Genomic DNA, 25,374 nt, shown 5'->3' on the forward strand with positions numbered 1-25,374 from the left:
CCGTTACGGAGAACTTGCACCATGTTTTATCGTGAGAACGGTCAATTCAAGACGACCTACGCATCCGACCAGCAGATCTTCGGCGTCGCCCAGGACCGCTGGGCCATCGTGGCGCTGCTGGCCGTCGCCTTCCTGGTGATTCCCTTCAGCGTCAGCGACTACACCTTCCAGGCCGTGCTGATCCCCTTCCTGATCATGTCGCTGGCGGCGCTGGGGCTGAACATCCTGGTCGGCTACTGCGGCCAGATCTCTCTGGGCACCGGCGCCTTCATGGCCGTGGGCGCCTACGCGGCCTACAACCTGCAGGTGCGCTTCGAGGGCATGCCGCTGCTGGTGGCCCTGATCGGCGGCGGCGTGCTCGCCATGGTCTTCGGCGTGATCTTCGGCCTGCCCAGCCTGCGCATCCGCGGCCTGTACCTGGCCGTGGCCACGCTGGCCGCCCAGTTCTTCGTGGACTGGCTGGCCAGCCGCGCGGCCTGGGTGACGAACAACTCTTCCTCGGGCTCGGTGAGCGCGGGTCCGCTGTCCATCATGGGCTGGAAGATCGACACGCCCATGGAGAAGTACCTGCTGTGCCTGGGCATCCTGTGCGTGCTGGGCCTGGCCGCCAAGAACCTGGTGCGCGGCGCCATCGGCCGCGAGTGGATGGCCATGCGCGACATGGACGTGGCCGCCAGCGTGATCGGCATCCGCCCGACCTACGCCAAGCTCAGCGCCTTTGCCGTGAGCAGCTTCATCGTCGGCGTGGCCGGCGCGCTGTGGGGCTTCGTTCACCTGGGCGCCTGGGAGCCTGCGGCCTTCAGCCTGGACCGCTCGCTGCAGCTGCTGTTCATGATCATCATCGGCGGCCTGGGTTCGGTGGTGGGAAGCATCTTCGGCGCGGCCTTCTTCGTGCTGCTGCCGCTGCTGCTCACCCAGGTGCCGCACTGGATGGGCCTGCCGCTGTCCACGGCCACGGCGACCTACCTGGAGCACATGATCTTCGGTGCGCTGATCGTGTTCTTCCTGATCGTGGAGCCGCATGGCCTGGCAAAACTGTGGGCCACAGCCCGCCAGAAGCTGCGCGTCTGGCCCTTCCCGCATTGAGTTGATCTGTATCGAGACAGGGCGCCACAGAGTGCCGGATAACCGGGGAATCTTCCCCAGCCAACTAGGAGACAACGTCATGATGTTCAAGAAAGTCGCCATCGCCGCTGCCACGGTCGCTGCTGGAATCGGCGCTCTCGTGGCCGCCCCTGCCGCACAGGCCCAGGACCAGTTCGTGCCGCTGCTGGTCTACCGCACGGGCCAGTTCGCGCCGCTGGGCATTCCATGGGCCGATGGCAAGCAGGACTACATCAAGCTGGTCAACGCCAAGGGCGGCATCAATGGCGTGAAGATCGCCTACGAGGAATGCGAGACGGCCTACGACACGGCCAAGGGCGTGGAGTGCTATGAGCGCCTGAAGGGCAAGGGCGGCGGCGCTGCCGGTTTCGATCCGCAGTCCACCGGCATCACGTTCGCCGTGACGGACAAGGCGCCCGGCGACAAGATGCCCATCATCACCACGGGCTACGGTCTGTCGCAGTCGGCCGACGGCAAGGTCTTCGAGTGGAACTTCCCGCTGCTGGGCAACTACTGGACAGCGGCCGATTCCATCATCCAGGACATCCTCAAGAAGGAAAAGGGCAGCCTCAAGGGCAAGAAGATCGCCCTGGTCTACCACGACTCGCCCTACGGCAAGGAACCCATTCCGCTGCTGCAAAAGCGCGCTGCCAAGGAAGGCTTCGACCTGACCCTGCTGCCCGTGACGGCGCCCGGCGTGGAGCAGAAGTCCACCTGGCTGCAGATCCGCCAGCAGCGCCCCGACTACGTGCTGCTGTGGTCGGCCGGCGTGATGACGCCCACGGCCGTGCGCGAGGCGCAGGCCACCGGCTATCCGCGCGAGAAGATGTACGCCATCTGGTGGGCCGGCTCGGACCATGACGTAAAGGACATCGGCGCCGGCGCCAAGGGCTACAACACCGTGACCATCCACAACACGGCCGAGCACGACAAGGTGCACGACGAGGTCAAGTCCATGGTCTACGACAAGGGCCAGGGCACGGCCACCGACGCCAAGGAACTGGGCGCCATGGCCCACACGCGCGGCATGGTGATCTCCATGCTGCAGGTGGAGGCCATCCGCACGGCACAGGAAAAGTACGGCAAGGGCAAGGTCATGACCTCCGAGCAGGTGCGCTGGGGCCTGGAGAACCTGAACCTCACGCAGGAGCGCCTCAACGAGCTGGGCTTCGGCAAGATCATCCGCCCCGTCAAGACCAGCTGCGACAACCACCTGGGCACCGACTGGTCGCGCATCGCCCAGTGGGACGGCGCCAAGTGGAAGGTGGTCTCCGACTGGTACCAGGCCGACAAGTCCATGGTCGAACCGCTGGTCAAGGAGTACGCGGACAAGTACGCCAAGGAAAAGAACGTAAAAGCTAGAACTTGCACCCCCTGAGGCGCTTGCGCGCCTTCCCCCTCTCTACCCGCTTCGCGGGGGAGGGGGACGACACCCTCGGTGCGGGGCGGCCCTTCCTCGGTGTCCCTGAGTTGGGGCATGCCCCGCGCAGAGATGCTTCGAGAGTTGCGGCCCCGCACTCCGCTTTCGTATCAACGCCCATGGACGACGCCATGACCACCGCACCCACCTCCGCCCCGGCCGCCAGCGATCCGCTGCTCGTGGTCAATGGCATCGAAGTCATCTACAACCATGTGATCCTGGTGCTCAAGGGCGTTTCGCTCCAGGTGCCGCGCGAGAGCATCGTGGCCATTCTGGGCGGCAACGGCGCGGGCAAGACCACGACGCTGCGCGCCATCTCCAACCTGCTCAAGGGCGAGCGTGGCGAGGTGACCAAGGGCACGATCGAGCTGGAGGGCGAGCGCATCGAAAGCCTCACGCCCTCCGAGCTGGTGCAGCGCGGCGTGGTCCAGGTCATGGAGGGGCGGCACTGCTTCGCCCACCTGACCATCGAGGAAAACCTCATGACCGGCAGCTACACGCGCACTGACAAGGGCGAGATAGCAGCCAACCTCGAGAAGGTCTACAACTACTTTCCGCGCCTGAAGACGCGCCGTACCTCCCAGGCCGCCTACACCTCGGGCGGCGAGCAGCAGATGTGCGCCATCGGCCGCGCGCTGATGGCCAATCCGCGCATGGTGCTCCTGGACGAACCCTCGATGGGCCTGGCCCCGCAGATCGTCGAGGAGGTGTTCAACATCGTCCGCGACCTCAACAGCAAGGAAAAGGTCACCTTCCTGCTGGCCGAGCAGAACACCAACATGGCGCTCAAGTACTCGGACTACGGCTACATCATGGAAAGCGGCCGCATCGTCATGGACGGCGCGGCCTCGGACTTGGCCAGCAACGAGGACGTCAAGGAGTTCTACCTGGGCGTGGGCGGCGGCGAGCGGAAAAGCTTCAAGGACGTCAAGAGCTACAAGCGCAGAAAACGTTGGCTGGCCTGACCGGCGGACATTTCCCAGCCCCTGCCCCAGACCCTTCTTCCACAGGACTAGCCATGAGTGCCTTCTACGACGCGCTGGAGACGCGCACCCCTGACGAACGCGAAGCGGCGCTGCTGTCCGCCCTGCCCCGGCAGATCGCCCATGCGCAGCAACACTCTGCCGCCTTCGCCCAGATCCTGGCCGGCGTCGATGCCGCGCAGATCACCAGCCGCGAGGCCCTGGCCCGCCTGCCGGTGACGCGCAAGTACGAGCTGCTGCAGCGCCAGGCCGAGCAGCGGCCCGCGCAGATCTTCGGCGGCTTCAACGCCATTGGCCTGGGCCAGCCCATGCCGCGCCTGTTCTGCAGCCCCGGCCCCATCTACGAGCCCGAAAGCCGCCGCCCCGACTACTGGCGCATGGCGCGCGCGCTGCATGCCTCGGGCTTTCGACCCGGCGAGCTGGTGCACAACTGCTTCAGCTACCACTTCGTGCCTGCGGGCTCGATGATGGAAAGCGGCGCCCATGCGCTGGGCTGCACGGTGTTCGCAGGCGGCACGGGCCAGACCGAGCAGCAGGTGCAGGCCATGGCCGACCTGCGGCCCGCCGGCTACGTGGGCACGCCCAGCTTCCTCAAGATCATTGTGGAAAAGTCCCTGGAGATGGGCCTGCCCATCCCCTCCGTGACCAAGGCCATGGTCTCGGGCGAGGCCTTCCCGCCCTCGCTGCGCGACTGGCTGGCCGAGCGCGGCATCGCGGGCTACCAGTGCTACGCCACGGCCGACCTGGGCCTGATCGCCTACGAGACCGAGGCCCGCGAAGGCCTGGTGCTGGACGAGCAGGTCATCGTCGAGATCGTGCGCCCCGGCACGGGCGACCCGGTGGCCCCCGGCGAGGTGGGCGAACTGGTGATCACCACATTCAACCCCGACTACCCGCTGATCCGGTTCGGCACGGGCGACCTCTCTGCCGTGCTGCCCGGCCAGTGCCCCACGGGCCGCACCAACGCACGCATCAAGGGCTGGATGGGACGCGCCGACCAGACCACCAAGGTGCGCGGCATGTTCGTGCACCCGGGCCAGATTGCCGACGTCGTGCGCCGCTTCCCCCAGGTGGGGCGCGCGCGGCTGGTGGTCACGGGCGAGATGGCCAACGACCAGATGCAGCTGCTGGTCGAAACCCGCGAAACCTCACCGGGCCTGGCCCAGCAACTGTCCGATGCCGTGCGCGAAGTCACCAAGCTGCGCGGCGATGTGCAGATGGTGCTGCCGGGCACCCTGCCCAATGACGGGAAGGTCATTGAAGACGCGAGGTCGTACAAGTAGCCACCGGGGTGCGGGGACGGCGGCCTCGCCGCCGAGCAGCATTCGCAGACCCTGAAAACATGACGCCTGTCAAGACTCCCAGGGTTTGCACTAGATCAATGGCAAGGGAATCTGCTGCGGCGCAATAGAAACAATTCTTAAAATCCGTCTCCTCGTGCATTCGGTTTCTCTTGCGTGTTTGCCCTCGAAGGCAAATGCGCATCGCCCCCTATCATTTGCACGCTATTTACTTGGAGACACTATGAAAGCATTGTTCAAGATCGCAGCCATTGCGCTGGCAGCCGGTGCAGCCCTTGGCGCCCACGCGCAGGACTATCCTGCCGCAGGCAAGACGATCACCCTCATCGTGCCGTTCACCGCAGGCGGCCCGACCGACAAGGTGGCCCGCGATCTGGCCGAGTCCATGCGCAAGCAGTTGAACAATGCCACCATCGTGGTGGACAACGCCGACGGCGCCGGCAGCACCATCGGCACGGCCAAGGCCGCACGTGCCCGTCCTGACGGCTACACGCTGCTGATCAACCACATCGGCATGTCCACGATCCCGTCGCTGTACCGCAAGCTGTCGTTCAACGTGCTCAACGACTTCGAGTACGCCGGCATCATCAACGACGTGCCCATGACCCTGATCGGCCGCCCCAGCCTGCCGGCCAAGAACTTCGCCGAGGTCAAGGACTGGATCGGCAAGAACCAGGGCAAGGTCAACCTGGCCAATGCCGGCATCGGTTCCGCCTCCCACCTGTGCGGCCTGATGCTGCAGGCGTCCATGAAGACGGAAATGACGCCCGTGCCCTACAAGGGCGCCGCCCCCGCGATTGCCGACCTGATCGGCAACCAGGTGGACCTGCTGTGCGACCAGACCACCAACACCACGGGCCAGATCACGGCCAAGAAGGTGCAGGCCTATGCCGTCACCACGCCCAAGCGCCTGACCATGCCCGCGCTCAAGGACCTGCCGACGCTGGCCGAAGTGGGCGTGCCCGACTTCCAGGTCACCATCTGGCACGGCCTGTACGCGCCCAAGGGCACGCCGGCCGACATCGTCAAGAAGGTCAACGAGGCCATGAAGGCCGCCCTGAAGGACCCCGAGTTCATCAAGCGCCAGGAAGCCCTGGGCGCCGTGATCGCCAGCGACGGCCGCATCGAGCCCGAAGGCCACAAGAAGTTCGTCCAGGCCGAGATCGAGAAGTGGGGCAAGGTCATCAAGGCAGCCGGCACCTACGCCGACTGATCCCGAGGACCACCACCGCGACGGATCGCCCGGTTGCAACCACGATCAAGCCCGGCTTCGGCCGGGCTTTTTCGTTGGCGGGAGCCGCGCGACAGCAGAGATGCAGGGCTCAGGGCGCCGGCCCGCGCAGCGCCATCACGGCCTGCCAGCTGCCGCCGCGCTGGCTTGCGTTGTAGAGGTTGCTCTGCGTGTTGCCGGGACCTTCGTAGTAGCTGCCGCGCATCAGGCATTGCGATCCCGAGGCCGTGCAGTGCACGAGCTCGACGCCGAACATCAGCGCCGGCCGGCCGCTGGCCCGGTCCAGCACCTGCTCGCCGCCCTTGCCCACATCGCAGGCCGAAGCCGGCCGCACCTGGCTCTGGCCGCTGAGCAGGGCCAGCGTGCCCGCATCGGGGTCCAGCAGCGCCCATCCCCGGCCGTTGCCTATGCAGTAGGCCGCCGCCTTGGGGCCGAGGTTGGAGGCGTTGTCCAGAAACAGCAGCGAATACACGGCAGCCGCCGCTCCCGGGGGCGCCTGCGGGCCGGTGGGCGCCTTGGGCCTGTCGGCACAGGCGGCCAGCGCCAGCGTGGCGGCCAGCGCGCCCAGCCAGGGCAGGAATCGGGAGGAATGACGGAGGCGGTGCATGGAAGTCCTTTCTTTCTCGCAATCTGCGTGCGTGTTTAACACGGCGCGCGGCCCCTGCTGCGGCTCAGGCCGGGCCTTCGAGTTCGGCATGCCGCCGCTCGAACAGTTCAATGAGGTGGTCGGCCACGGCTCGCACGCGCCGCGAATGGGCAAGGTCGGCATGCATGGCAAGCCAGATCGGCTGGTCGGTGCCCAGCTGCGGCTCCACGCAGACCAGCCCCGCCTGCCGCGCCAGGAAATGCGGCAGCACGGCCAGGCCCAGGCCGGCCTGGGCCGCGGCCAGCTGCGCGGACAGGGTATTGGTCTCCAGCCGGCAGGGACGCCCGTGCAGGGCGCGCGCCATCCAGCGTGCGGCGGGCAGGTGGGCATGGCTGTCGTCCCAGCCGATGAAGGCGTCGCCCTCGAACGGGTCCGAGCCGTGGGTGCCCGCGCTTCCGTTTTCGCCTGCGCGGCCTTGCACATAGCCGGCCGATCCATACAGGCCGAAGCCCAGCGTGCCCAGGCGCCGTATCGTGAGGTGGCCGGCCTCGGGCTGGGTCATGCGCACGGCCAGGTCGGCGTCGCGCCGGTGCAGGTTCAGCGTCTGCACGCCGCTGACCAGCTGCACGCGCAGACCTGGATGGCGGGCGAACAGAGGGACCAGCGAGGGCGCGATCAGCGGGTTGGCCAGGTTCTCGGCCGTGGCCAGCCGCACCACGCCGGCGACCTGCGCCTGGCTTTGCGCGGCATCGCCCAGGGCCTGGGCCGCCTGCTCCAGCGCCTCGGCCGGGGCCAGCAGCGCCTGGCCGTCAGCGGTGAGCCGATAGCCGCTCTGGTGGCGGCTGAACAGCGGCATGGCCAGCGCGGACTCCAGCCGGTCCAGCCGGCGCGAGACCGTGGCCACGCCCAGCCCCAGCGCGGCCGAGGCACCGCTCAGGCTGCCGGCGCGGGCAATGGCCAGGAAGATGCGGGCGTCGTCCCACTGCAATGGAATGCTCCTTTGTTTTCGGGAATATTTTTCGGAAATGCTTTCCGAAAACGGAAGATCAAAGCGCGATTTTGTCAGTAGGCAAGGCTGCTTCGGAAAACCATACTGGCCCCTTGTTTCAGCAAGAGGATATGCAATGCAACAACGCAAACTTGGCCACGACCTGCAGGTGTCCGCCCTGGGCCTGGGCTGCATGGGCATGAGCGAGTTCTATGGTCCGCGCGACGACGCCCTGGCGCTGCAGGCGCTGGACCATGCCGTGGAGTCCGGCATCGACTTCCTGGACACGGCCGATGTCTACGGGCCGCACCACAACGAGGAGCTGATCGGCCGCTTCCTGGCCACGCGCCGCCCGCGCGTGAAGATCGCCACCAAGTTCGGCATCGTGCGCAAGGCCGGCGAGTACCGGCGCAGCATCGACAACAGCGCGCAGTACGCACGGCAAAGCTGCGAGGACTCGCTGCGGCGCCTGGGCGTGGAGCGCATCGACCTGTACTACGTGCACCGCGTCGATGCCACGCGCCCCATCGAAGAGACCATGCAAGGCCTGGCGCAGCTGGTGCAGGAAGGCAAGATCGCCCGCATCGGCCTGTGCGAAGTCAGCGCGGCCACGCTGCGACGAGCCCATGCCGTGCACCCGGTGGCGGCGGTGCAGACCGAGTATTCGCTGTGGACGCGCGAGGTGGAGGACGAGGTGCTGCCCGCCTGCCGCGAGCTGGGCGTGGGGCTGGTGGCCTATTCGCCGCTGGGGCGCGGCTTTCTCACGGGGCGCTTCCATGCAGGCACGGCCTTCGAGCAGGGCGATTTCCGCGCCAGCCTGCCGCGCTTTCAGCCTGGCAACATCGACACCAACCAGGCCCTGGTGGGCGCCGTATCGGCCCTGGCGCAGCGCAAGGGCAGCACGCCCGCGCAGATCGCCCTGGCCTGGCTGCTGGCCCAGGGGCCTGACGTGGTGCCCATTCCGGGCACCCGGCGCATCGCCCATCTGCAGGACAACCTGGGCGCGCTGTCCGTGGCACTGACCCCCGCCGAGCTGGACGAGCTGCAGCGCGCCAGCGACGAGCTGCCCGTGGCCGGGCAGCGCTATACGGAGGAAGGCATGAAGGGCATCAACGCCTGAAGGGGCCGGTGGGGCCGCCGGCTTACCAGGTGACGTCGCTGTTCTCGGCGGCGCTGCGTCGCAGCATGTCGATCATGGGCGCGGCGCGCTGGCGCAGGCTGACGGCGTCGCGCGCGCCCGCTGCGGCGCTGTCCTGCTCGCCGTCCTGGGACTCGTCTTCATGGCTGGCCTTGCGGCGGGCGTCGTCGTCGGCGACGGCGGCCTCCAGCGCCTCGATGGCGGCGGGAATCTGCTGCACCGTGATGATGCCGCTGGCGCCGGGCGTCTTGCCGACGATCTCCAGGACCTGGCGGCCGTTGGATTCGAGCATGATGACGTCGGCCGTGGCACGGGACTTGAACTTGTAGAGCATGGCTATCCTTTTTCTGTGTGGCGTGTCATGCACTCAGCGGTACATGTACTCGCGGTTGAAAGCATAGTCCGATTGAGCCCCCACCATGGGTCCCGACTGGAGCCGTCCATCGGGATGCGTGCACAGCATCTGGTGCAGGGCGATCCAGCCGCGCTCGAATCCCATGGCGCAACCCGCCAGATAGAGCCGGTAGGCGCGCAGCACCTTGGCGGCACCTTCGGCATCGGCATGCTGCTCAAGGATACGCTGTGCCTGCGGCAGCCGGGCTTCCAGTGCGTCGGACCAGTTCCACAGCGTGCGTGCGTAGTGGGGCCGCAGGTTCTCCGTGTCCACCATTTCCAGCCCGCTGTGGCCCATGTCGTGCAGCACGCGGCTCACATGCATCAGCTCGCCGCCGGGGAAGATGTAGCGGTCGATGAACTCGCCCATGCCTGCGCCCAGCTCGGTGTTGTCCACGCCGCCCGCCGTGATGCCGTGGATCAGCGCCATGCCGCCCGGGCGCAGCAGGCGGTGCACGGTCTGGAAGTACTCGGGCAGCTGGGCCTGGCCCACATGCTCGAACATGCCCACCGAGCCTATCTTGTCGAAGGGCTGGGCGGGCGCCAGCGCGCGGTAGTCCAGCAGTTGCATGTCCACCTTGCCCTGCAGGCCGCGCTCGGCAATCAGCTGCTGCACGTAGCGGTGCTGGTTGTGCGAGAGCGTGATGCCCGTGGCCGTGACGCCGTAGTGCTCGGCCGCCCACAGCAGCAGCGCGCCCCAGCCCGCGCCGATGTCCAGGAAGCGCTCGCCGGGCCGCAGGTCCAGCTTGCGGCAGATGTGCTCCAGCTTGGCCTCCTGGGCCTGGGCCAGCGTCATCTGCGGATCGCGGAAATAGGCGCAGGAATAGACGCGGCGCGGGTCCAGCCACAGGCCGTAGAAGTCGTCGGAGATGTCGTAGTGGAACTGGATCTGCTGGGCGTCGCGCGCCAGCGTGTGCGCGGCCATGGAGCGCATGCGGGCCATGGCATGCCCCCACCAGTGCGATGTGCCGCGCACCGGATCGGACTGCAGCAGGCTGGCGGCCACCGCCATCACGTCGCGCATGCGGCCATCGATGCGCACCAGCCCTTCCACGATGGCACTGCCCAGTGTCCCTATCTGCCCGGCCGCCAGGCTGGCCATGGCCGACATGGTCTGGAAATGCAGCACCACCTGCGCATCCGCAGGACCAGCGCGCTGGCCGGAGGGCAGGATCACGGCCACGGGGACAGGGAGAGACGCCAGCCGCGCCTCGATGGAGCTCAGCACTTGTGTCATGGCGTTCATTTTTGACAGCAAGGCGCACTGCGTCAATCGCAGCCTGGGCTGTGCATGGCGGGGCATGGCGCTCCGCCACAGCGGGAGTGATCAGGCGATCAGCTGCCTGTAGTCGCGCCGTGTCTGATCCGTCACCGAAGCAAGCACTTGCTCGAAGGGCGTCTTGTGCCGTGCGACCAGCCGCAGGGATGCCACGGCGCGCGATTTGCAAAACCAATGACAGGTGTACTGCATGAGCAACAGCTCGGCCGTCATCGTGAAGGCGCGCGCACGGCGTTCGTCCTCGTTGCGGCTGTCGGCTACGCGCACGGAGGCAATGCCGCGCGCATGCAGCTGCATGGCGTCGCGCAGATCGAAGGACGACGAGGGAAAGAGCCGGTCCAGATAGGGCAGCGCCACGGGCAGCGTGCTCACGCGCGTGAGCTGCGGATCGGCCGTGGCCATCTCCTTGGCAAAGCGCTGGAACTGCTCGGCCAGGTTGGCCTCGGTGTTGTCCAGCACGGTCCAGATCTGGGCACGGCGCTGCTCGTCGCTCTCACCCAGGGCGCGCAGATAGCCTTCGATCAGGCCGCCCATCAGCTTCTCGATCTGGAATCGCCCCAGATACTGGGCCAGCAGCAGGGTATGCCGGCGCTGTTGCTGCGTCTTGAGCAGGTAGATTGCGATGAAGACAATGATCGCCAGCGTGAAGAAGTCCATGAAAGCAGCAAGGGGGCCAAGGGTGCGAGAAGGCTTGAGTGTAGTCAGGCGCGGCCTGCCCGCGATTTTGGTGGGCATAGGCCTGCTGCTGGGCGGCTGTGCCAGCCGGGGGGCCGGTGGCGACGGACTGGGCTATTACTGGCAAAGCCTGCGCGGGCAAATGCACCTGCTGCAGGCCAGCCGCCCGATTGACGACTGGCTGCAGGACGAGAACCTTGCGCCCGCACTGCGCGAGCGCCTGCTGTCGGCCCGGCGCATGCGCGCCTTTGCCGTGGAGCGCCTGGGCCTGCCCGACAACGCCAGCTACCGCCGCTATGCCGATCTGCAGCGGCCGTTTGCCGTATGGAACGTGGTGGCGGCGCCGCCCGACAGCCTGGAGCTGCACCGCTGGTGCTTTCCCGTGGCCGGCTGCGTGGGCTACCGGGGCTACTTTGCAGAGGCCGACGCCATGGCCCAGGCACGGCAACTGGCCGACCAGGGCCTGGAGTCCGGCAGCTACGGCGTACCCGCCTATTCCACGCTGGGCTACCTGAACTGGCTGGGCGGCGATCCGCTGCTCAACACCTTCATCGGCTGGGGCGAGGGCGAGTTCGCCGGCCTGCTGTTCCACGAACTGGCCCACCAGGTGGTCTATGTGGCCGGCGACACGGCCTTCAACGAATCCTTTGCCACCACCGTGGAGCGCCTGGGCACGCCGCTGTGGCTGGCCACCGAGGCCGGCCCCGCCGCCCGCGCACGCTGGGATGCAGGCCAGCTGCGGCGCGCGCAGTGGCGGGCGCTGACCGGCCACACGCGCCAGGCGCTGCAGCAGCTCTACCAGGACCCGCAGCAGCGCGGCCCCGCCATGGCGCAGGCCAAGGCGCAGATCTACCAGCAGTTCCGCAGCGACTACGCTGCGCTGCGCGCGCAATGGCGCAGCGCCGATGCGGCCCTGCTGACCACCGATGCACAGCGCCAGCTCTACGACCGCAACCAGGCGCGGCTGGACCAGTGGGTGGCCGATGCCAACAACGCCAGCTTTGGCGCGCTGGCCGCCTACGACGACTGGGTGCCGGCCTTCACCGCGCTGTGGAAAAAGGCGCAGACCCAGGCGCAGACCCAGGCCGGCGGCGAGGCCGCCCAGGGCTGGCAGCGTTTCTATGCCGAGGTAGAGAAACTGGCCGCCCTGCCTGCCTTGCAGCGCAACACAAGGCTGTGCGGTCTCATGCCCGCCGATGCGCTCCTGCCGCCTGCCTGCGCCCCGGATCAGGCCGGGGCGTCGGAATCCGCGGACGGATCGCGCCCCGGCAACTGAATGCGTGCCAGCAGGCCGCTGGAGCTGCCAGGCGGTGGCGACTGCAGCTCCAGGCTGCCGCCGTGCTGGGCCACGATCATGGACACGATGGACAGGCCCAGGCCGTAGCCCGGCGACGCCAGCTCCCGCACGGTGCCCTGGGGCAGGCGCAGGTCGTCCACATGGCGCACATGGCGCTCGCGCGCGGTGCTCAGCGCCGCCGCATCCATGCCCGGCCCCTCGTCGCGTACCTGGACGGTGTGGCTGTCGCAGACTTCGAGCAGCACCTCCGAGCCATCGCTGTAGCGCAGCGCGTTCTCCACCAGGTTGCGCAAGGCGATGGCCAGCGTGTCCACATCGCCCGCCACCGGCCCGCAGGGCTGCTCGGGCAGCACCACGTCCAGCCGCAGCTGGGTGGATTCGTCCTGCTGCCAGAACTCGGAGGCCACCATGCTGGCCAGCGCGTCCAGCCGCACCTCGTCCTGCGCCAGCGCCGAGCCCGAGGCCGCGCGCGACAGCTGCAGCAGCTTTTCCGTGCGCTGGCGCAGCCGCTCCAGCGCCTCATAGGCCGCGCGCACATCGGTGTTGTCCACGCCCCTGTCCAGGGCCGTCTGCAGGCGCAGCGTGGCCACGGCCAGCGGAGTGCGCAGCTCGTGGGCCGCATTGGCCGCCATGGAGCGCTCCACCTGCAGCGCATGCGACAGGCGCTGCATCAGGTGGTTGATGCCCCGGCCCAGCCGCCACAGCTCGCGCGGCATGGCGTCCAGGTCCAGCGGCTCCAGGTTGGAGCCGCCGCGCTCGCTCAGCTGCAGCTGCATGTCGCGCAGCACGCGCAGGCGCCGCCGCGCGGTCACGCGCAGCGCCCAGCCCATGAGGGCGAGCATGACCAGCATCACCGCGCCCAGCGCCAGCAGCGCCCGCTGCAGTGCCTCGCTGCGCTCGACCATGGGATCGGCCAGCATCAGGAACAGCGGCTGCCGGGGATGGGCCACCACATAGATGCGCCAGCCCTCGCGCTCGTAGAAGCCCTCGCGCATGGGCACGGCAAAGGCTGCCACGGGGGCGGCCTGGGTGCGCAGCAGCACGTTGCCGCGGCCGTCCTGCAGCTGGTAGACCAGATCCTCGGCCTCGTCGCCCGGCTGCGAGGCCACATGCGGGCGCTGCACGCCCTCTCGCGAGTGGTCCTCCTGTTCCAGCTGGTGCACGGCCACCTCCAGCAGGCGGTGGCCGCTGTCGATCATTTCCTGGTCGAAGTTGTGGTGCACGATGTGGCTGACATACCAGGCCAGCGCCAGCACGCAGGCCAGCCAGACGGCGGCCAGGGCCAGTGTCAGCTCGCGGGCCAGCTGGTCGGCCAGACGGGGCGGCAGCGCCAGGCTGTAGCGCTGCGGCTCATCCATGCTCGAGGGCCAGGCGGTAGCCGGTACCGCGCACGGTCAGGATGCGGTCGCGCCCGAGCTTGCGGCGCAGCCGGCTGATGAATACTTCCAGCGTGTTGCTGTCGGCCTCGGCATCGAAGCCGTAGAGCGCATCGAGCAGATGCTCGCGCGCGTGCACACGCTGCGGCTGGGCCGTGAGCACGCGCAGCAGCGCCCATTCCTTGGGCGTGAGCAGCAGGGTGCGGCCCGCATCGCGCACCATTTCGCGTGCCAGGTCGATCTCCAGCGTGCCCATGCGCAGCACGGCGTCCTGCCCGGCCTGCATGCCGCCGCCGCGCCGGCTCACGGCGCGCAGGCGGGCCAGCAGCTCCTCGGGGTCGTAGGGCTTGACCAGATAGTCGTCGGCCCCCGCGTCCAGCCCGCGGATGCGGTCGCTGACCTGGTCGCGTGCCGTCAGCACGATGGTGACGGGAGGCTGCTCCAGCCGGCGCAGCGTGGGCATGAGCGCCAGGCCGTCGCCGTCGGACAGGTGCAGGTCCAGCAGCACGGCCGCGTAGCTGGCACCGGCCAGGCAGGCGCGCGCCTGGGCCAGAGAAGGCACGCTGTCGATCAGAAAGGCCTTGGAGCGCAGATAGCTGCCCACCGCCTGGGCCAGTGCCTCATCGTCTTCGACCAGCAGGATTCGCATGGGAGGCTGGGCCTTCGCACATCAGGGTGTGCACCGGGTACGGGCGCAACAGAGGGGACGGGAGGGGTTCAAGCTGAACGGAGTCTGAACGCGGGGTTCAGATGTTCTTAAGCTGCGAATTCTACGCTCGCGGCCATGTCAGAACGCCTGCTCGCCCGCCCCCCCTTTGCCGGCTCCTCCGGCACCGGCCAAGCCCCGGCCCCATCTTCTGTCCAGCCTGCCCAGGCGGCCCCCGCCAGCCTCCCGGCACGGCTGCGCACGGCCTGGAGCGCCCCGCGCTCGCCCCAGGCCGTGGCCGTGGTGCTGGCGCTGTGGCTGCTGGCCACCGCGAACTGGGCGCTGTGGCTGCGCCTGCCCCACCTGGAAGGCTATGACGGCAGCCTGGCCACCCTGGTGCTGCGCCTGCTGCCGCTGGGCCTGGGCGGCATCCTGCTGCTGCTGTCGCTGACGGCCTGGCCGCGCGGCATGAAGCCGCTGTGGATCGCCCTGCCCTGGATTGCCGGCTCGGCCCAGTACTTCATGACCGCCTACGGCACGGTGATGGACGGCGGCATGATCAACAACATCCTGCAGACCGACCTGCGCGAAAGCAGCGACCTGTTCAACCCCCAGTTGCTGCTGCAGCTGCTGCTGGTGGCCGGCCTGCCCACGGCCTGGCTGCTGCGGCTGCGCATCATCCGCCCGCGCCGCAGCACGCAGACGGTGCTGCGCACGCTGGGGCTGCTGGCCGCCTCGGTGGTGCTGCTGGCGGCATCGGTCTTTGTCTCGTACCGCGAGCTGGCCCCCGTGATCCGCAACAACCTGTGGATGCGCCACATGCTCAACCCCGTGAGCCCCGTGCTGGCCTCGCTGGACGCGGTGCTCAAGCCCATCCTGCGGCCCAAGCGCCCGTTTGCCAGCATTGCGGCCGGCGCCACGCTGGGCGCCACCTACGCGGCCGAGCGCAAGCCGCCGCTGTTCGTCATCGTCGTGGGCGAGACGGCGCGCGCCGCCAACTGGGGCCTGAACGGCTATGCCCGCGACACCACGCCCGAGCTGGCCAGGCGCAAGGTGCTCAACTGGAGCAACGTGACCTCCTGCGGCACCAGCACGCGCGAATCCGTGCCCTGCATGTTCTCGCACCTGGGCCGCACGGGCTTCTACAAGAGCAAGGTGGACTACGACAACCTGGTGGACGTGCTGTACAACGCCGGCCTGGCCGTGCTGTGGGTGGACAACCAGGCTGGCTGCAAGGGCGTGTGCGAACGCATTCCCAACGCCAGCACGGCCGACCGCCTGAACACGCCCGACGGCAAGGCCCTGTGCTCCAGCGACGGCGAATGCCTGGACGGCATCCTGCTCAGCGGCATCGACGAACGCATCGCCGCCCTGCCGCGCGAGCGCCGCGAGCGCGGCGTGGTGCTGGTCATGCACGAGATGGGCAGCCACGGCCCGGCCTACTACAAGCGCTCCACGCCAGAGACCAAGGTCTTCCAGCCCGAATGCCTGACCAATGCGCTGTCCAGCTGCTCGCGCGAGCAGGTGGTCAACGTCTACGACAACTCCATCCGCTACAACGACCACTTCCTGTCGCAGACCATCGACTGGCTGGCAAGCCAGCAGTCGCGCTACCAGACCGGCATGGTCTACATGTCGGACCATGGCGAGTCGCTGGGCGAGATGGGCATCTACCTGCACGGCATGCCCTACGCCATGGCGCCCGAGGAGCAAAAGCACATTCCCATGATTGCCTGGCTGGGCAACCTGGGCGAGCGCACCGGCGTGTCCGAGCGCTGCGTGCGCGGCCAGCTGGACGCGCCGCTGTCGCACGACAACCTCTACCACACCACCCTGGGCCTGCTGGACGTGACCAGCCCCACCTACCAGAAGCCCCTGGACGCGCTGGCCGGCTGCCGCAGTTGAGCGGGCGCGGGGCGCAGCCGCCGTTCAGCGCTGCTGCCAGAAGCCCCGATGCGGCTCCAGCATCTCCTCGTGCAGCGCAGGCACCGGACCGATGACCTGCACGGCGCGCTGCCCTCGCGCGAAGACCTCCCGGCAAGGCAGGGACAGCGTGGGATTTTCGGGATGGTCGCCCGTCAGCGCCAGCAGCGCCGTTTCCTCGGCGCCGTAGAGCACACGGCCTATGCCGGCCCAGTAGATGGTTCCGGCGCACATGGCGCAGGGCTCGAAGGTGGTGACCAGGGTGCACTGCGCCAGGTAGGCGCCCGGATAGTTGGCCGCCGCCGTGCGCGCCAGCGTGGACTCGGCATGGTTCACCGTGTCGATGTTGCCCTGCTCGGCCAGCACGGTCTCGCCGTCGGGCGCCAGCAGCAGCGCGCCAAAGGGGTGGCGACCCATGGCCATGGCCCGCCCGGCCACGGCGCCTGCGCGGCGCAGCTGGCGGGCCGCCTGTTCGTCGGTCAGGAGCATCATGGGCGTCACGGGCGTCATGGGCGGCGGCGTCGTGGGTGCGGGCATCATGGCCGGATTCTCACTCACTCACCCTGCGAGCCGCGCCGGGCCCAGCCGGTGGTGCGCTTTTCGATGGCGCTGAACAGCTCGTACATCACCATGGCCATGGCGCCCACCACGATCAGGCCTGCAAAGGCCAGGCCCATCTGCATGGACGAGCCGGCCGACACCAGCAGGTAGCCGATGCCTTCGTTGGCCGCCGTCATCTCGCTGACCGTCGTGCCCACGAAGGCCAGGGTGATCGCCACCTTCAGCGAGCCGTAGAAGTAGGGCATGGAGCGCGGCAGGCCGACCTTGATCAGCACGTCCCAGCGCCGGGCGCCCAGCACGCGCAGCACATCCTCCAGCTCGGGCTCCAGCGTGGCCAGGCCGGTGGCGATGTTGACCATGATGGGAAAGAAGCTGATCAGGAAGGCCGTGAGGATGGCCGGCCCCGCGCCGATGCCGAACCAGACCACCAGGATGGGCACGAAGGCCGCCTTGGGCAGCGCGTTGAAGGCCGTCATCAGCGGATAGAACGCCGCATAGGCCAGGCGCGAGGAGCCGATCAGAAAGCCCAGCAGCACGCCCACCACGATGGCGATGCCAAAGCCCGCCATGGTCACCCAGTAGGTGCGCCAGGCGTGGGCGGCGATGATGCCGCTGAACTCGGCCAGCTGCCGGCCGATGGCCCAGGGGCTGGGGAAGATGAATTCCGAGACCTCGAAGGCCGAGCAGATGACCTGCCACAGCAGGATGACCGCCAGCAGCAGCACCCAGGGCGCCCAGCGTTCCGCGTATTTCTTGTGCATGTGAATCTCCCCCATTCTATTGTTGGATGGCCGCGCCGGTCTTGCGCATGGCGCCGATGTGGCCGCGCAGCTCGTGCACGATGTCGGTGAATTCGCGCGTGTAGGTCAGCTCCAGCTCGCGCGGGCGCGGCAGCTCGATGTCGCGGCGCACCACGAAGCGGCCCGGGCTCTTGCTCATCACATACACGGTGTCGGCCAGGAAGACGCTTTCGCGCAGGTCGTGCGTGACCAGGATGACGTTGAAGCGCTGCTCGGCCTGCAGGTCGCGCAGCACGCACCACAGCTCCTCGCGCGTGAAGGCGTCCAGCGCGCCGAAGGGCTCGTCCAGCAGCAGCATCTGGGGCTCGTGGATCAGCGCGCGGCAGATGCTGGCGCGCTGCTGCATGCCGCCCGACAGCTGCCAGGGGTACTTGTCCTCGTAGCCGCCCAGGCCCACCTTCTGCAGCAGGGCGCGCGCACGCGCCTCGTACTCCTTGCGCTTTTGGCGGAACAGCGAGCGGTGCGGCTCCACGATCTCCAGCGGCAGCAGCACGTTGTCCACCGTGGTGCGCCAGGGCAGCAGCGACGGCGCCTGGAAGGCCATGCCCGAGATCTTCAGCGGCCCGGTCACGCGCTCGCCGTTGACCATGACGCGGCCCATGGACGGCATCTTCAGCCCCGTGGTCAGCTTCATGAAGGTGGACTTGCCGCAGCCCGAGGGGCCGACGATGGCGATGAACTCGCCGCGCCGCACCTGCAGGTCGATGGCCTCGACCGCGAAGTGGTTGGCGCGCAGCAGCTCCTCGTTGTAGGCAAGCCAGACGTCGCGGAACTCGACGAAGAAGGCGTCGTCATCGCCGTGGGATGTGGAGGAATTCATGGCAGGCAGCAGGCAAGGGCCGTGCGCGCCACCCGCTGGCGCACGCGCACGGTGTCAATCACTTTGTCGTCACTTCTTGGGCAGGATGTTCAGCTCGGCCGCAGACGGCAGGAAGCTGCCGTTCCAGACCTCGGCCGGGTTCACGCGCGTCTTGGTGGCGTAGACATCGGAGACCTGCGACGCCATCAGCGACAGGCGTGTGGGCACGACCTGGCCAAAGCCCTCGGCACGCGCGTCGGCGCTGTTGACCACGGTGTCGATGGCCAGCTGCAGGCGGCGTGTCTCGAGTTGGGTGTTGACGATGCCGTCGCGCTCCTTCACGTAGGCAATGGCCGCGCCCGGGTTGGCGATGACTTCCTTGGCCCCCTTGGCGAAGGCCTGCAGGAAGGCCTTGATGGCGGCCGGGTTCTCCTTGATCAGCTTCGGGCTGGCGATGATGGCGTTGCCGTACAGCTTCACGCCGAAGTCCGCATAGGGCATGACCACCACGTCGGCGGCCTTGATGCCGCGCGCCTCCAGGTTCAGCAGCGAGGTGAAGGTGAAGCCCGTGATGGCATCCACATCGCCGCGCACCAGCATGGTCTCGCGCAGCGGCGGGTCCATGGCCGTCCACTGCACGGTGCCGACCTGGTTGGCCTTGGCGAACAGCGGGAAGGCGCGGCGGCCCGCATCGAACACGGGCGCGCCCAGCTTCTTGCCGGTGAGGTCGGCCGTCTTGGCGATGCCGCTTTTCTTGAGCGCCATCACCGAGGCCGGCGTGTTGTTGTAGACCATCATCACGGCCACGGGCTTGTTGGGCATGTCCGGGTTGTTGGCCTGGAACTCCATCAGCGCCGCGATGTCGGCAAAGCCCAGGTCATAGGCGCCCGAGGCCACGCGCTGCACCACGCCGCCCGAGCCGCTGCCGGCATCGACCGTGACATCCAGGCCCGCGTCCTTGAAGTAGCCCTTGGCCACCGGCTGCAGGAAGAAGGCGGCCGGCCCCTCGAAGCGCCAGTCCAGCTGGAACTTCAGCGGCGTGGCCGCGTGGGCCTGTGTATGGGCCGTTGCCAGGCCCGCGCTGGCGGACAGGGCCAGGACGGTGTGCAGGAACAGTCGTTTTTGCATGGTGGGCTTCCTCTCTGGTGGTCAAAAGAAACGGGGGGACGGAACGGGGCCGGGTCAGCTTTTCCAGGCGCCCTGGTGCGAAGCGGCGGCCTCGCCGATCAGCGCCGGGCCTATGCATTCGATGGCGTGGGACGAGGCGGCGAACACATCGCGGCAGGACAGCTCGGCATCCTTCTGGTCCAGGCGCTCGCCGCGGAATTCGCGCAGGCGCACCGCGTCTATGCCGTAGACCACGCGGCCTATGGCCGACCAGAAGATGGCGCCCGCGCACATCACGCAGGGCTCGGCCGATGAATACAAGGTGGCTGCGGACAGCGCCTCGCGGTCATGCAGCGGGCTGGCCAGGCGGATGGCCGACAGCTCGGCATGGGCCGTGCAGTCGCCGCTCTCGCCATTGGCGTTGGAGGCCTCGGCGAGCACGCGGCCATCGGCGGCCACGATGAGCGCGCCGAAAGGGCGGTTGCCGCGCTGGCGCGCGCGGTCGGCCATGGCGATGGCGCGGCGCAGGTACAGGCCGTCGCGCTCGTCGAGCGAGGCCTCAAGGGGCAGTGAAACGGTGGCGTGGTCCATGTGCGATCCCTCAGGCCTTGGCCATGCGCGCGGCCAGCGGCGGCAGCAGGCTGCGGTTGAACAGCGCATCGGCCGACACGGGTGCCTTCAGGCCGAAGGCCTGGCTGACCTGCTCGGCCTGGCGGGCCAGCAGCTGCGGGTCGATGTCGCCCAGGCCGTGGCGCTGCGTATCGGGCGCGGCCAGGTATTGCGAGGTGATGGCCCAGCGCGCCAGTTCCAGCTTCTCATCCAGGATGGGCTCGCGCTGGCGCACGGCGGCCACGGCCAGCGCGGGCTGGGCCAGGCATTCGATGAGGGCGCGGTTGCTGGCGCGCAGGAATCCCGCCACCAGCGCCGGCTGCTCGGCCACCAGCGCGCTGGAAGCCAGGATGGCGTTGCCATACAGCTGCACGCCCGCATCGGTATAGCGCAGCACCGACAGCTCCTCGGGCTTGATGCGTGCGAACAGCGACACGGCCGAGTCATGGAAATAGGTGGCCGCATCCACATCGCCGCGCACCACCACGTTGTCGCGCGCCGAGAACTCCGTCGTGGTCCAGGCGAACAGGTCGGCCGGCAGGTTCTGGCGCTGCGCGACCAATGGCCAGACGCGGCGCGTGGACTCCACGGCGGCGGCGGCCACCTTCTTGCCCTTGAGGCTGGCGAACTCGCCCGTGATGCCCCGGTCCTTGCGGCCGATGATGGCGAACGGCGCGCGGTTGTAGTACTGGTAGACGGCCTGCACCCGCGCCGCGCCCGCGTTCTGCGCCTGGAACTCGATCAGCGAGCTGATGTCGCCCAGGCCCAGCTGGTAGGCGCCACTGGCCACCCGCGTGATGGATGCCACCGAGCCCGAGCCCACGTCAATGCTCACGTCCAGCCCCTCGTCGCGGTAGTAGCCCTTTTGCAGCGCCACGAAAAAGGGCGCGGTCTGCGAGGTCACGCGAAAGTCCAGCGTGAACTTCAGCGGTGTCAGCGCCTTGCCCTGGGCGAAGGCGCCGGGCATCACGGCACTGGCAGCGGGAAGGGCGGCAGCGGCAAGGAAATGGCGGCGTTGCATGGTGGAACTCTCAGTCGCTATCAACATGGGGACCGGCCGCTGGCATGGGGCCGGGCGGCTGGCGTGACATGAGCAATTTCCGGGCAACGCGCACTGGGCGCGTGCTGAACGCTTCTACTCAACGATGCTTGTATGCAAAGTGCGTACCACCCCCTGAGTCGCTTCGCGCCTTCCCCCTCTCTCGCTGCGCGGGAGGGGGACGACACCCTCGGTGCGGGGCGGCCCTTCCTCGGCGTCACTGGGCTGGGCCGCGCCGGTTTTCGACGCGGCGGGCATGCATCAGATTGGTGCCAGACGGTTCCGATGCGGCGCGTGCACCAAGCTGCCCGGCCCTCTTGCACCACGATGGAACGCAGGCGGCCATGAACCGGCCTGCGCGGGCTGGCGCGCTGTTTGCTTGGGTGGTTGGCAAGAGTAGAAGCGTTCAGCTTGCCGGCCTGTGCCGGCGCGGGTCATTGCTCTTGAAGCGGGTGCGGGAGCGGCGTGGCTGCGACCTGTGCCCTGTCAGCCACTTCAAGAGCGACGGGCGGGATCGGTGTCTTTTTGCGCCGGCCGCCGCGTGCCTTGCCACTGCCTTTGCGGCAAAGGAAACAGACCATGAACATGCTTGCCAACCCCACCCTGCCTTCGGCACCGGCTTCAGATTACGCGCTGGGCGAACTCGCCAAGGAGGCCCGCATGGGCGGCCAGGGGCAGGAGACGCGCGCACGGGAGGTGCGGGTGATCGACATCTCCGACTTTGACCGCCGCAAGGCCGAGATTGCCGATGCGATCTGGCAGGCCTCGGTGGAGATCGGCTTCTTCCAGGTGTCGGGCCACGGCATTCCCCAGCCCGATATCGATGCGGCCTTCAGGCGTGCCGAGCAGTTGTTCGCCCTGCCGCGCGAGGTGAAGGCGCAGTGGCCGCTGTCGCGCAATGCGGGCTGGGAGCACAAGGCGCAGATCCGGCCTTCCACGCGCACGCCCGACCAGAAGGAGTCCTACCAGATGACGCGCCCGCGCATGGCCGGCCTGTGGCCCACGCAGCAGGAGCTGCCGGGCTTTCAGCAGGCCACGCTGGCTTTTGAGCGCCAGTGCTGGCAGGTGGGCATGCAGCTGCTGTCGTGCTTTGCGCACAAGCTGGGCTTTGATGCGGAATTCTTCACGCGCGCCCACGACCCTTCGGTGCCCGCCTACCAGAGCACGCTGCGCATGCTGCACTACTTCGCGGTCGATCCTGCGCTCAAGGACGAGCTGGGCCTGTGGCGCGCAGGCGCCCACACCGACTTCGACTGCCTGACCCTGCTGTTCCAGCGCGCGGGCCAGGGCGGCCTGCAGGTGCTGCCGGGCAAGGAGATGGAAGGCCAGCAATGGACGCCCGTGGACCCCGTGGAAGGCGTGATCACCTGCAACATCGGCGACATGCTCACGCGCTGGAGCGACGATCAGCTGCCCAGCAACTTCCACCGCGTGCGCAACCCCCTGCCCCATGAATACCAGGGCGCGCGCTACAGCCTGGCCTTCTTCTGCCAGGCCAACGAGGACGCGGTGATCGAAGGACCGCAAAAGAAGTACCCACCCATCACGGGCGCGGAGTACCTGCGCCAGCGCATCAGCGCGAACTTCTCGAACAAGTACTGAACCCGGCCAGGGCCGTGGCCGGAAACGACAAGGCCCCGGAGTCCGGGGCCTTGTCTGTGTCTGCGATCGGTGGTGGTGTTGATCAGCGCAGCGACTCGATCAGGTCGATGTACTGCTGCTTGGCGTCGTCGGCCGAGGTGTCCTTGAGCTTTTCCCAGGCGTCCCACTTGGCGCGGCCGACCATGTCGGTGAAGCTGGGCTTCTTGGCCTCGTTGTCGCCTTCGGTGGCCTGCTTGTACAGCGCGTAGAGCTTGAGCAGCGTGGCGTTGTCGGGGCGCTCGCTGATCGAGGTGGAGTTCTTGACGGCGGCCTCGAAGGCGGCGTTCAGATCGGACATGGCGGGTCTCCTGGTGGGCGGTTCGTGTAGCGGCACAGTGTAGCCAAAAAAGCAGGAATTTAGAACGACCGTGCTTTTTTCACCGTCATCCAAACCGAGACCGGCCATGCCGCTCCTACGCTGCGCTGCACAGGTGCCCGGTCACGGGCCATCGGTCGGCCTCGCAAGGCACGGGGGTCGGCACCTGGCCCCGGCCGCTGCCCGGTTGCAGGATGCGGCCGTGCTCCATCACGACCACGCGGTCGGCGACGGCCAAGGCCTGCTGGCGGTCCTGGGTCGCATAGACGGCCGTACAACCCAGGCTGCGCAGCAGCCGGGGAATTTCCTCGCACAGGCGCTCGCGCAGGTTGCAGTCGAGGCCGGACAGGGGTTCGTCAAGCAGCACCAGGCGCGGGCGCTCCACCACGGCGCAGGCCAGCGCCGCGCGCTGCTGCTGGCCGCCCGACAGGCTGCCGGGAAGGCGCTCGCCCATGCCCTGCAGCCCGACCAGGCCCAGGGTCTGCTGCACCCGCTCGTGGATCTGCGCGCGAGGCAGGCCGCGCATCTCCAATGGGAAGGCCACGTTGGCCTGCAGGCTCATATGGGGCCAGAGCGCATGGCCCTGGAGCACCAGGCCCAGCTCGCGCCGCTCGGGCGGCAGGGACTGCGAGGCGCTGGCCATGCACTGCCCGCCCATCCAGACTTCGCCGCGGCTGGGCTGCTCCAGCCCGGCCAGGATCTTGAGCAGGGTGGTCTTGCCGCAGCCCGAAGGACCCAGCAGGGCCAGCACCTCGCCGGGGGCGATCTGCAGGCTGATGTCCTGGAGCACGGCGCGCTCGCCGTGGATGCGCTTGAGCTGCCGGGCTTGGACGGCCACGCCCTGCGCGGCGGCCGTGGAGGAATCGATGGAGGTCACAGGGACCGCATGCTAGGTGCGGTGTGTGACATGCCGGTGTCGGCCGGACCCTGCAAGGGCCTCAGCGCGTGGGCTCGCTCAGCCAGCGCTGGGCCAGCTTCACCCAGAACGTGGCGCCCTGCGGGATCAGCTGGTCGTTGAAGTCGTAGCTGGGGTTGTGCAGCGTGCAGGGACCGCCGCCGTGGCCGATGGCGCGGTGGTCGCCGTCGCCATTGGCGATGAAGCAGTAGGCGCCGGGCTTTTCCAGCAGCATGAAGGCGAAGTCCTCGGCGCCCATCGAGGGCTCCTGGGGCAGCACATTGGCCTCGCCCACGACCTCGGCCATGACGCGGCGCGCGAACTCGGCCTCGGGGGCGGAGTTGATGGTGGGCGGGTAGTTGCGCACGAACTCGAACTCGCAGCGCGTGTCATGCGCCGCGCAGATGCTCTCGGCCAGGGTCTTCATGCGCCGCTCGATCAGGTCCAGCACCTCCAGCGTGAAGGTACGCACCGTGCCCTGCAGCTCCACGCTGTCGGGCACCACGTTCGTGGCCTCGCCCGCGTGGACCATGGTCACCGAGACCACGCCGGCCTCGATGGGCTTGACGTTGCGGCTGACGATGGTCTGCAGGCCCAGGATGAGCTGTGCCGCCACGGGCAGCGGGTCGATCACCATGTGCGGCATGGCCGCGTGGCCGCCCTTGCCGCGCACGACGATGCGGAACTCGTTGCTCGACGCCATGGCCGGGCCCGGGCCCACGGCCATGGTGCCGGCCTTCATGCCCGGCCAGTTGTGCATGCCGAACACGGCCTGCATGGGGAACTGGGTGAACAGGCCGTCCTCGACCATCTCGCGCGCGCCGCCGCCGCCCTCTTCGGCCGGCTGGAAGATCAGGTGCACCGTGCCCTCGAAGCTGTCGCGGTGCGCGGCCAGGTACTGCGCGGCGGCCAGCAGCATGGCGACATGGCCGTCATGTCCGCAGGCATGCATTTTTCCGGCGTGGCGGCTGGCGTGCTCGAAGGTGTTGAACTCCTGCATGGGCAGGGCGTCCATGTCGGCGCGCAGGCCGACGGCGCGGCCGCTGGCGCCGCCGTCACGGCCGTGGATGGTGCCCACCACGCCTGTGCGGCCCAGGCCGCGGTGCACGGCGATGCCCCAGCCTTCGAGCTGCCGGGCCACCAGGTCGGCGGTGCGCAGTTCCTCGAAGCACAGTTCGGGATGGGCGTGTATGTCGCGGCGCAGCGCGGTGATCTCGGGTGCGCGGTCCAGCAGTTCCTGCAGCAAGGCCATGGGGTTCTCCTTCGA

At 68.3% G+C, this 25,374-nt stretch carries 25 protein-coding genes; 9 read left to right on the forward strand and 16 right to left on the reverse strand.

The window, feature by feature from the left end:
• The first annotated feature begins 21 nt into the window (after positions 1–21).
• The 5 genes from IB269_RS12895 to IB269_RS12915 all read left to right on the forward strand — a co-directional run bounded on the left by IB269_RS12895 (position 22) and on the right by IB269_RS12915 (position 6,021).
• The gene (locus IB269_RS12895) at positions 22–1,086 is read left to right on the forward strand and encodes a branched-chain amino acid ABC transporter permease (RefSeq protein WP_012203087.1); all 1,065 of its coding nucleotides are present in this window, start codon (positions 22–24) and stop codon (positions 1,084–1,086) included.
• Positions 1,087–1,165: 79 nt separating this feature from the next.
• Positions 1,166–2,482, forward strand: coding sequence for an ABC transporter substrate-binding protein (locus IB269_RS12900; protein WP_012203086.1), 1,317 nt, complete (start codon positions 1,166–1,168; stop codon positions 2,480–2,482).
• 173 nt (positions 2,483–2,655) lie between these two features.
• Complete coding sequence (locus IB269_RS12905; RefSeq protein ID WP_016446597.1) at positions 2,656–3,489, forward strand: ABC transporter ATP-binding protein; 834 nt, start codon at positions 2,656–2,658, stop codon at positions 3,487–3,489.
• Between the two features lie 53 nt (positions 3,490–3,542).
• A complete protein-coding gene (locus tag IB269_RS12910) occupies positions 3,543–4,790 on the forward strand; it encodes a phenylacetate--CoA ligase family protein (RefSeq protein WP_012203084.1) in 1,248 nt (415 codons plus the stop codon).
• A 241-nt stretch (positions 4,791–5,031) separates the two neighbouring features.
• On the forward strand, positions 5,032–6,021 hold the full coding sequence (locus IB269_RS12915) for a tripartite tricarboxylate transporter substrate-binding protein (RefSeq protein WP_012203083.1): 990 nt from the start codon (positions 5,032–5,034) through the stop codon (positions 6,019–6,021).
• 109 nt (positions 6,022–6,130) lie between these two features.
• Here IB269_RS12915 and IB269_RS12920 read toward each other — a convergent pair whose 3' ends face one another.
• Both IB269_RS12920 and IB269_RS12925 read right to left on the reverse strand, forming a co-directional pair.
• Positions 6,131–6,646, reverse strand: a complete 516-nt coding sequence (locus IB269_RS12920; protein ID WP_016446600.1) for a hypothetical protein — start codon at positions 6,644–6,646, stop codon at positions 6,131–6,133.
• 64 nt (positions 6,647–6,710) lie between these two features.
• Positions 6,711–7,613 (reverse strand): LysR family transcriptional regulator, encoded by a 903-nt coding sequence (locus IB269_RS12925; RefSeq protein WP_192367321.1) that lies wholly within the window; start codon positions 7,611–7,613, stop codon positions 6,711–6,713.
• Positions 7,614–7,749: 136 nt separating this feature from the next.
• Here IB269_RS12925 and IB269_RS12930 point away from each other — a divergent pair, with 136 nt between their 5' ends.
• Complete coding sequence (locus IB269_RS12930) at positions 7,750–8,733, forward strand: aldo/keto reductase (protein ID WP_192367322.1); 984 nt, start codon at positions 7,750–7,752, stop codon at positions 8,731–8,733.
• A 22-nt stretch (positions 8,734–8,755) separates the two neighbouring features.
• Here IB269_RS12930 and IB269_RS12935 read toward each other — a convergent pair whose 3' ends face one another.
• From IB269_RS12935 to IB269_RS12945, 3 genes are read right to left on the reverse strand one after another with little or no spacing between them, the layout of a single operon-like run.
• Entirely contained in the window at positions 8,756–9,085 is a 330-nt protein-coding gene (locus IB269_RS12935) for a DUF1840 domain-containing protein (RefSeq protein WP_013804357.1), read from the reverse strand.
• A 33-nt stretch (positions 9,086–9,118) separates the two neighbouring features.
• Entirely contained in the window at positions 9,119–10,447 is a 1,329-nt protein-coding gene (locus tag IB269_RS12940; RefSeq protein WP_013804358.1) for a class I SAM-dependent methyltransferase, read from the reverse strand.
• A gap of 24 nt (positions 10,448–10,471) precedes the next feature.
• The gene (locus IB269_RS12945; protein WP_192367323.1) at positions 10,472–11,080 is read right to left on the reverse strand and encodes a hypothetical protein; all 609 of its coding nucleotides are present in this window, start codon (positions 11,078–11,080) and stop codon (positions 10,472–10,474) included.
• Between the two features lie 22 nt (positions 11,081–11,102).
• On the opposite strand from IB269_RS12945, the gene IB269_RS12950 reads away from it, so the two are divergent.
• Positions 11,103–12,374, forward strand: coding sequence for an aminopeptidase (locus IB269_RS12950; RefSeq protein ID WP_192367539.1), 1,272 nt, complete (start codon positions 11,103–11,105; stop codon positions 12,372–12,374).
• On the opposite strand, the gene IB269_RS12955 is transcribed toward IB269_RS12950, so the two are convergent.
• Positions 12,326–13,753 carry an ATP-binding protein gene (locus tag IB269_RS12955; protein WP_123694264.1) on the reverse strand — a complete coding sequence of 476 codons (1,428 nt, stop codon included), beginning with the start codon at positions 13,751–13,753 and terminating at the stop codon, positions 12,326–12,328. The genes IB269_RS12950 and IB269_RS12955 overlap by 49 nt on opposite strands.
• Positions 13,746–14,420 (reverse strand): response regulator transcription factor, encoded by a 675-nt coding sequence (locus tag IB269_RS12960; RefSeq protein ID WP_013804362.1) that lies wholly within the window; start codon positions 14,418–14,420, stop codon positions 13,746–13,748. Before IB269_RS12960 ends, IB269_RS12955 begins: the two co-directional genes overlap by 8 nt.
• A gap of 135 nt (positions 14,421–14,555) precedes the next feature.
• On the opposite strand from IB269_RS12960, the gene IB269_RS12965 reads away from it, so the two are divergent.
• Positions 14,556–16,322 (forward strand): phosphoethanolamine transferase, encoded by a 1,767-nt coding sequence (locus tag IB269_RS12965; RefSeq protein WP_192367324.1) that lies wholly within the window; start codon positions 14,556–14,558, stop codon positions 16,320–16,322.
• Between the two features lie 24 nt (positions 16,323–16,346).
• Here IB269_RS12965 and IB269_RS12970 read toward each other — a convergent pair whose 3' ends face one another.
• The 6 genes from IB269_RS12970 to IB269_RS12995 form a co-directional block, all read right to left on the reverse strand.
• Positions 16,347–16,880, reverse strand: coding sequence for a nucleoside deaminase (locus IB269_RS12970; protein ID WP_192367325.1), 534 nt, complete (start codon positions 16,878–16,880; stop codon positions 16,347–16,349).
• Between the two features lie 14 nt (positions 16,881–16,894).
• A complete protein-coding gene (locus IB269_RS12975) occupies positions 16,895–17,662 on the reverse strand; it encodes an ABC transporter permease (RefSeq protein ID WP_012203071.1) in 768 nt (255 codons plus the stop codon).
• 16 nt (positions 17,663–17,678) lie between these two features.
• Complete coding sequence (locus tag IB269_RS12980; RefSeq protein WP_012203070.1) at positions 17,679–18,521, reverse strand: ABC transporter ATP-binding protein; 843 nt, start codon at positions 18,519–18,521, stop codon at positions 17,679–17,681.
• A gap of 69 nt (positions 18,522–18,590) precedes the next feature.
• Entirely contained in the window at positions 18,591–19,628 is a 1,038-nt protein-coding gene (locus IB269_RS12985) for an ABC transporter substrate-binding protein (protein WP_043825805.1), read from the reverse strand.
• A 54-nt stretch (positions 19,629–19,682) separates the two neighbouring features.
• Positions 19,683–20,198 carry a nucleoside deaminase gene (locus IB269_RS12990; protein ID WP_012203068.1) on the reverse strand — a complete coding sequence of 172 codons (516 nt, stop codon included), beginning with the start codon at positions 20,196–20,198 and terminating at the stop codon, positions 19,683–19,685.
• A 10-nt stretch (positions 20,199–20,208) separates the two neighbouring features.
• On the reverse strand, positions 20,209–21,237 hold the full coding sequence (locus tag IB269_RS12995) for an ABC transporter substrate-binding protein (RefSeq protein ID WP_043780730.1): 1,029 nt from the start codon (positions 21,235–21,237) through the stop codon (positions 20,209–20,211).
• A gap of 597 nt (positions 21,238–21,834) precedes the next feature.
• Between IB269_RS12995 and IB269_RS13000 the strand changes: the two genes are divergently transcribed.
• Positions 21,835–22,857 carry an isopenicillin N synthase family dioxygenase gene (locus tag IB269_RS13000; RefSeq protein ID WP_192367326.1) on the forward strand — a complete coding sequence of 341 codons (1,023 nt, stop codon included), beginning with the start codon at positions 21,835–21,837 and terminating at the stop codon, positions 22,855–22,857.
• 82 nt (positions 22,858–22,939) lie between these two features.
• Here the strand turns inward: IB269_RS13000 and IB269_RS13005 are convergent, their stop codons facing one another.
• From IB269_RS13005 to IB269_RS13015, 3 genes are all read right to left on the reverse strand, one after another.
• Positions 22,940–23,194, reverse strand: a complete 255-nt coding sequence (locus IB269_RS13005; protein WP_012203065.1) for an acyl-CoA-binding protein — start codon at positions 23,192–23,194, stop codon at positions 22,940–22,942.
• Positions 23,195–23,309: 115 nt separating this feature from the next.
• On the reverse strand, positions 23,310–24,089 hold the full coding sequence (locus tag IB269_RS13010; protein ID WP_192367327.1) for an ABC transporter ATP-binding protein: 780 nt from the start codon (positions 24,087–24,089) through the stop codon (positions 23,310–23,312).
• 61 nt (positions 24,090–24,150) lie between these two features.
• Positions 24,151–25,359 carry a M20 aminoacylase family protein gene (locus tag IB269_RS13015; protein ID WP_192367328.1) on the reverse strand — a complete coding sequence of 403 codons (1,209 nt, stop codon included), beginning with the start codon at positions 25,357–25,359 and terminating at the stop codon, positions 24,151–24,153.
• Positions 25,360–25,374 lie beyond the last annotated feature (15 nt).

This window comes from Delftia sp. DLF01, assembly GCF_014852125.1.
In the GTDB taxonomy this organism is placed as follows: Bacteria; Pseudomonadota; Gammaproteobacteria; order Burkholderiales; family Burkholderiaceae_C; genus Comamonas; species Comamonas acidovorans.

Excerpts from the sequence above, each read along its gene's own strand:
- IB269_RS12995 (WP_043780730.1), bottom strand. The coding sequence starts at position 21,237 with ATGCAACGCCGCCATTTCCTTGCCGCTGCCGCCCTTCCCGCTGCCAGT.
- IB269_RS13015 (WP_192367328.1), bottom strand. The coding sequence starts at position 25,359 with ATGGCCTTGCTGCAGGAACTGCTGGACCGCGCACCCGAGATCACCGCG.
- IB269_RS12980 (WP_012203070.1), bottom strand. The coding sequence starts at position 18,521 with ATGAATTCCTCCACATCCCACGGCGATGACGACGCCTTCTTCGTCGAG.
- IB269_RS12910 (WP_012203084.1), top strand. The coding sequence starts at position 3,543 with ATGAGTGCCTTCTACGACGCGCTGGAGACGCGCACCCCTGACGAACGC.
- IB269_RS12960 (WP_013804362.1), bottom strand. The coding sequence starts at position 14,420 with ATGCGAATCCTGCTGGTCGAAGACGATGAGGCACTGGCCCAGGCGGTG.
- IB269_RS12920 (WP_016446600.1), bottom strand. The coding sequence starts at position 6,646 with ATGCACCGCCTCCGTCATTCCTCCCGATTCCTGCCCTGGCTGGGCGCG.
- IB269_RS12975 (WP_012203071.1), bottom strand. The coding sequence starts at position 17,662 with ATGCACAAGAAATACGCGGAACGCTGGGCGCCCTGGGTGCTGCTGCTG.
- IB269_RS12985 (WP_043825805.1), bottom strand. The coding sequence starts at position 19,628 with ATGCAAAAACGACTGTTCCTGCACACCGTCCTGGCCCTGTCCGCCAGC.
- IB269_RS12955 (WP_123694264.1), bottom strand. The coding sequence starts at position 13,753 with ATGGATGAGCCGCAGCGCTACAGCCTGGCGCTGCCGCCCCGTCTGGCC.
- IB269_RS13000 (WP_192367326.1), top strand. The coding sequence starts at position 21,835 with ATGAACATGCTTGCCAACCCCACCCTGCCTTCGGCACCGGCTTCAGAT.
- IB269_RS12895 (WP_012203087.1), top strand. The coding sequence starts at position 22 with ATGTTTTATCGTGAGAACGGTCAATTCAAGACGACCTACGCATCCGAC.
- IB269_RS12935 (WP_013804357.1), bottom strand. The coding sequence starts at position 9,085 with ATGCTCTACAAGTTCAAGTCCCGTGCCACGGCCGACGTCATCATGCTC.
- IB269_RS12970 (WP_192367325.1), bottom strand. The coding sequence starts at position 16,880 with ATGATGCCCGCACCCACGACGCCGCCGCCCATGACGCCCGTGACGCCC.
- IB269_RS12930 (WP_192367322.1), top strand. The coding sequence starts at position 7,750 with ATGCAACAACGCAAACTTGGCCACGACCTGCAGGTGTCCGCCCTGGGC.
- IB269_RS12915 (WP_012203083.1), top strand. The coding sequence starts at position 5,032 with ATGAAAGCATTGTTCAAGATCGCAGCCATTGCGCTGGCAGCCGGTGCA.
- IB269_RS12990 (WP_012203068.1), bottom strand. The coding sequence starts at position 20,198 with ATGGACCACGCCACCGTTTCACTGCCCCTTGAGGCCTCGCTCGACGAG.
- IB269_RS12940 (WP_013804358.1), bottom strand. The coding sequence starts at position 10,447 with ATGCCCCGCCATGCACAGCCCAGGCTGCGATTGACGCAGTGCGCCTTG.
- IB269_RS13005 (WP_012203065.1), bottom strand. The coding sequence starts at position 23,194 with ATGTCCGATCTGAACGCCGCCTTCGAGGCCGCCGTCAAGAACTCCACC.
- IB269_RS12900 (WP_012203086.1), top strand. The coding sequence starts at position 1,166 with ATGATGTTCAAGAAAGTCGCCATCGCCGCTGCCACGGTCGCTGCTGGA.
- IB269_RS12905 (WP_016446597.1), top strand. The coding sequence starts at position 2,656 with ATGACCACCGCACCCACCTCCGCCCCGGCCGCCAGCGATCCGCTGCTC.
- IB269_RS12945 (WP_192367323.1), bottom strand. The coding sequence starts at position 11,080 with ATGGACTTCTTCACGCTGGCGATCATTGTCTTCATCGCAATCTACCTG.
- IB269_RS12965 (WP_192367324.1), top strand. The coding sequence starts at position 14,556 with ATGTCAGAACGCCTGCTCGCCCGCCCCCCCTTTGCCGGCTCCTCCGGC.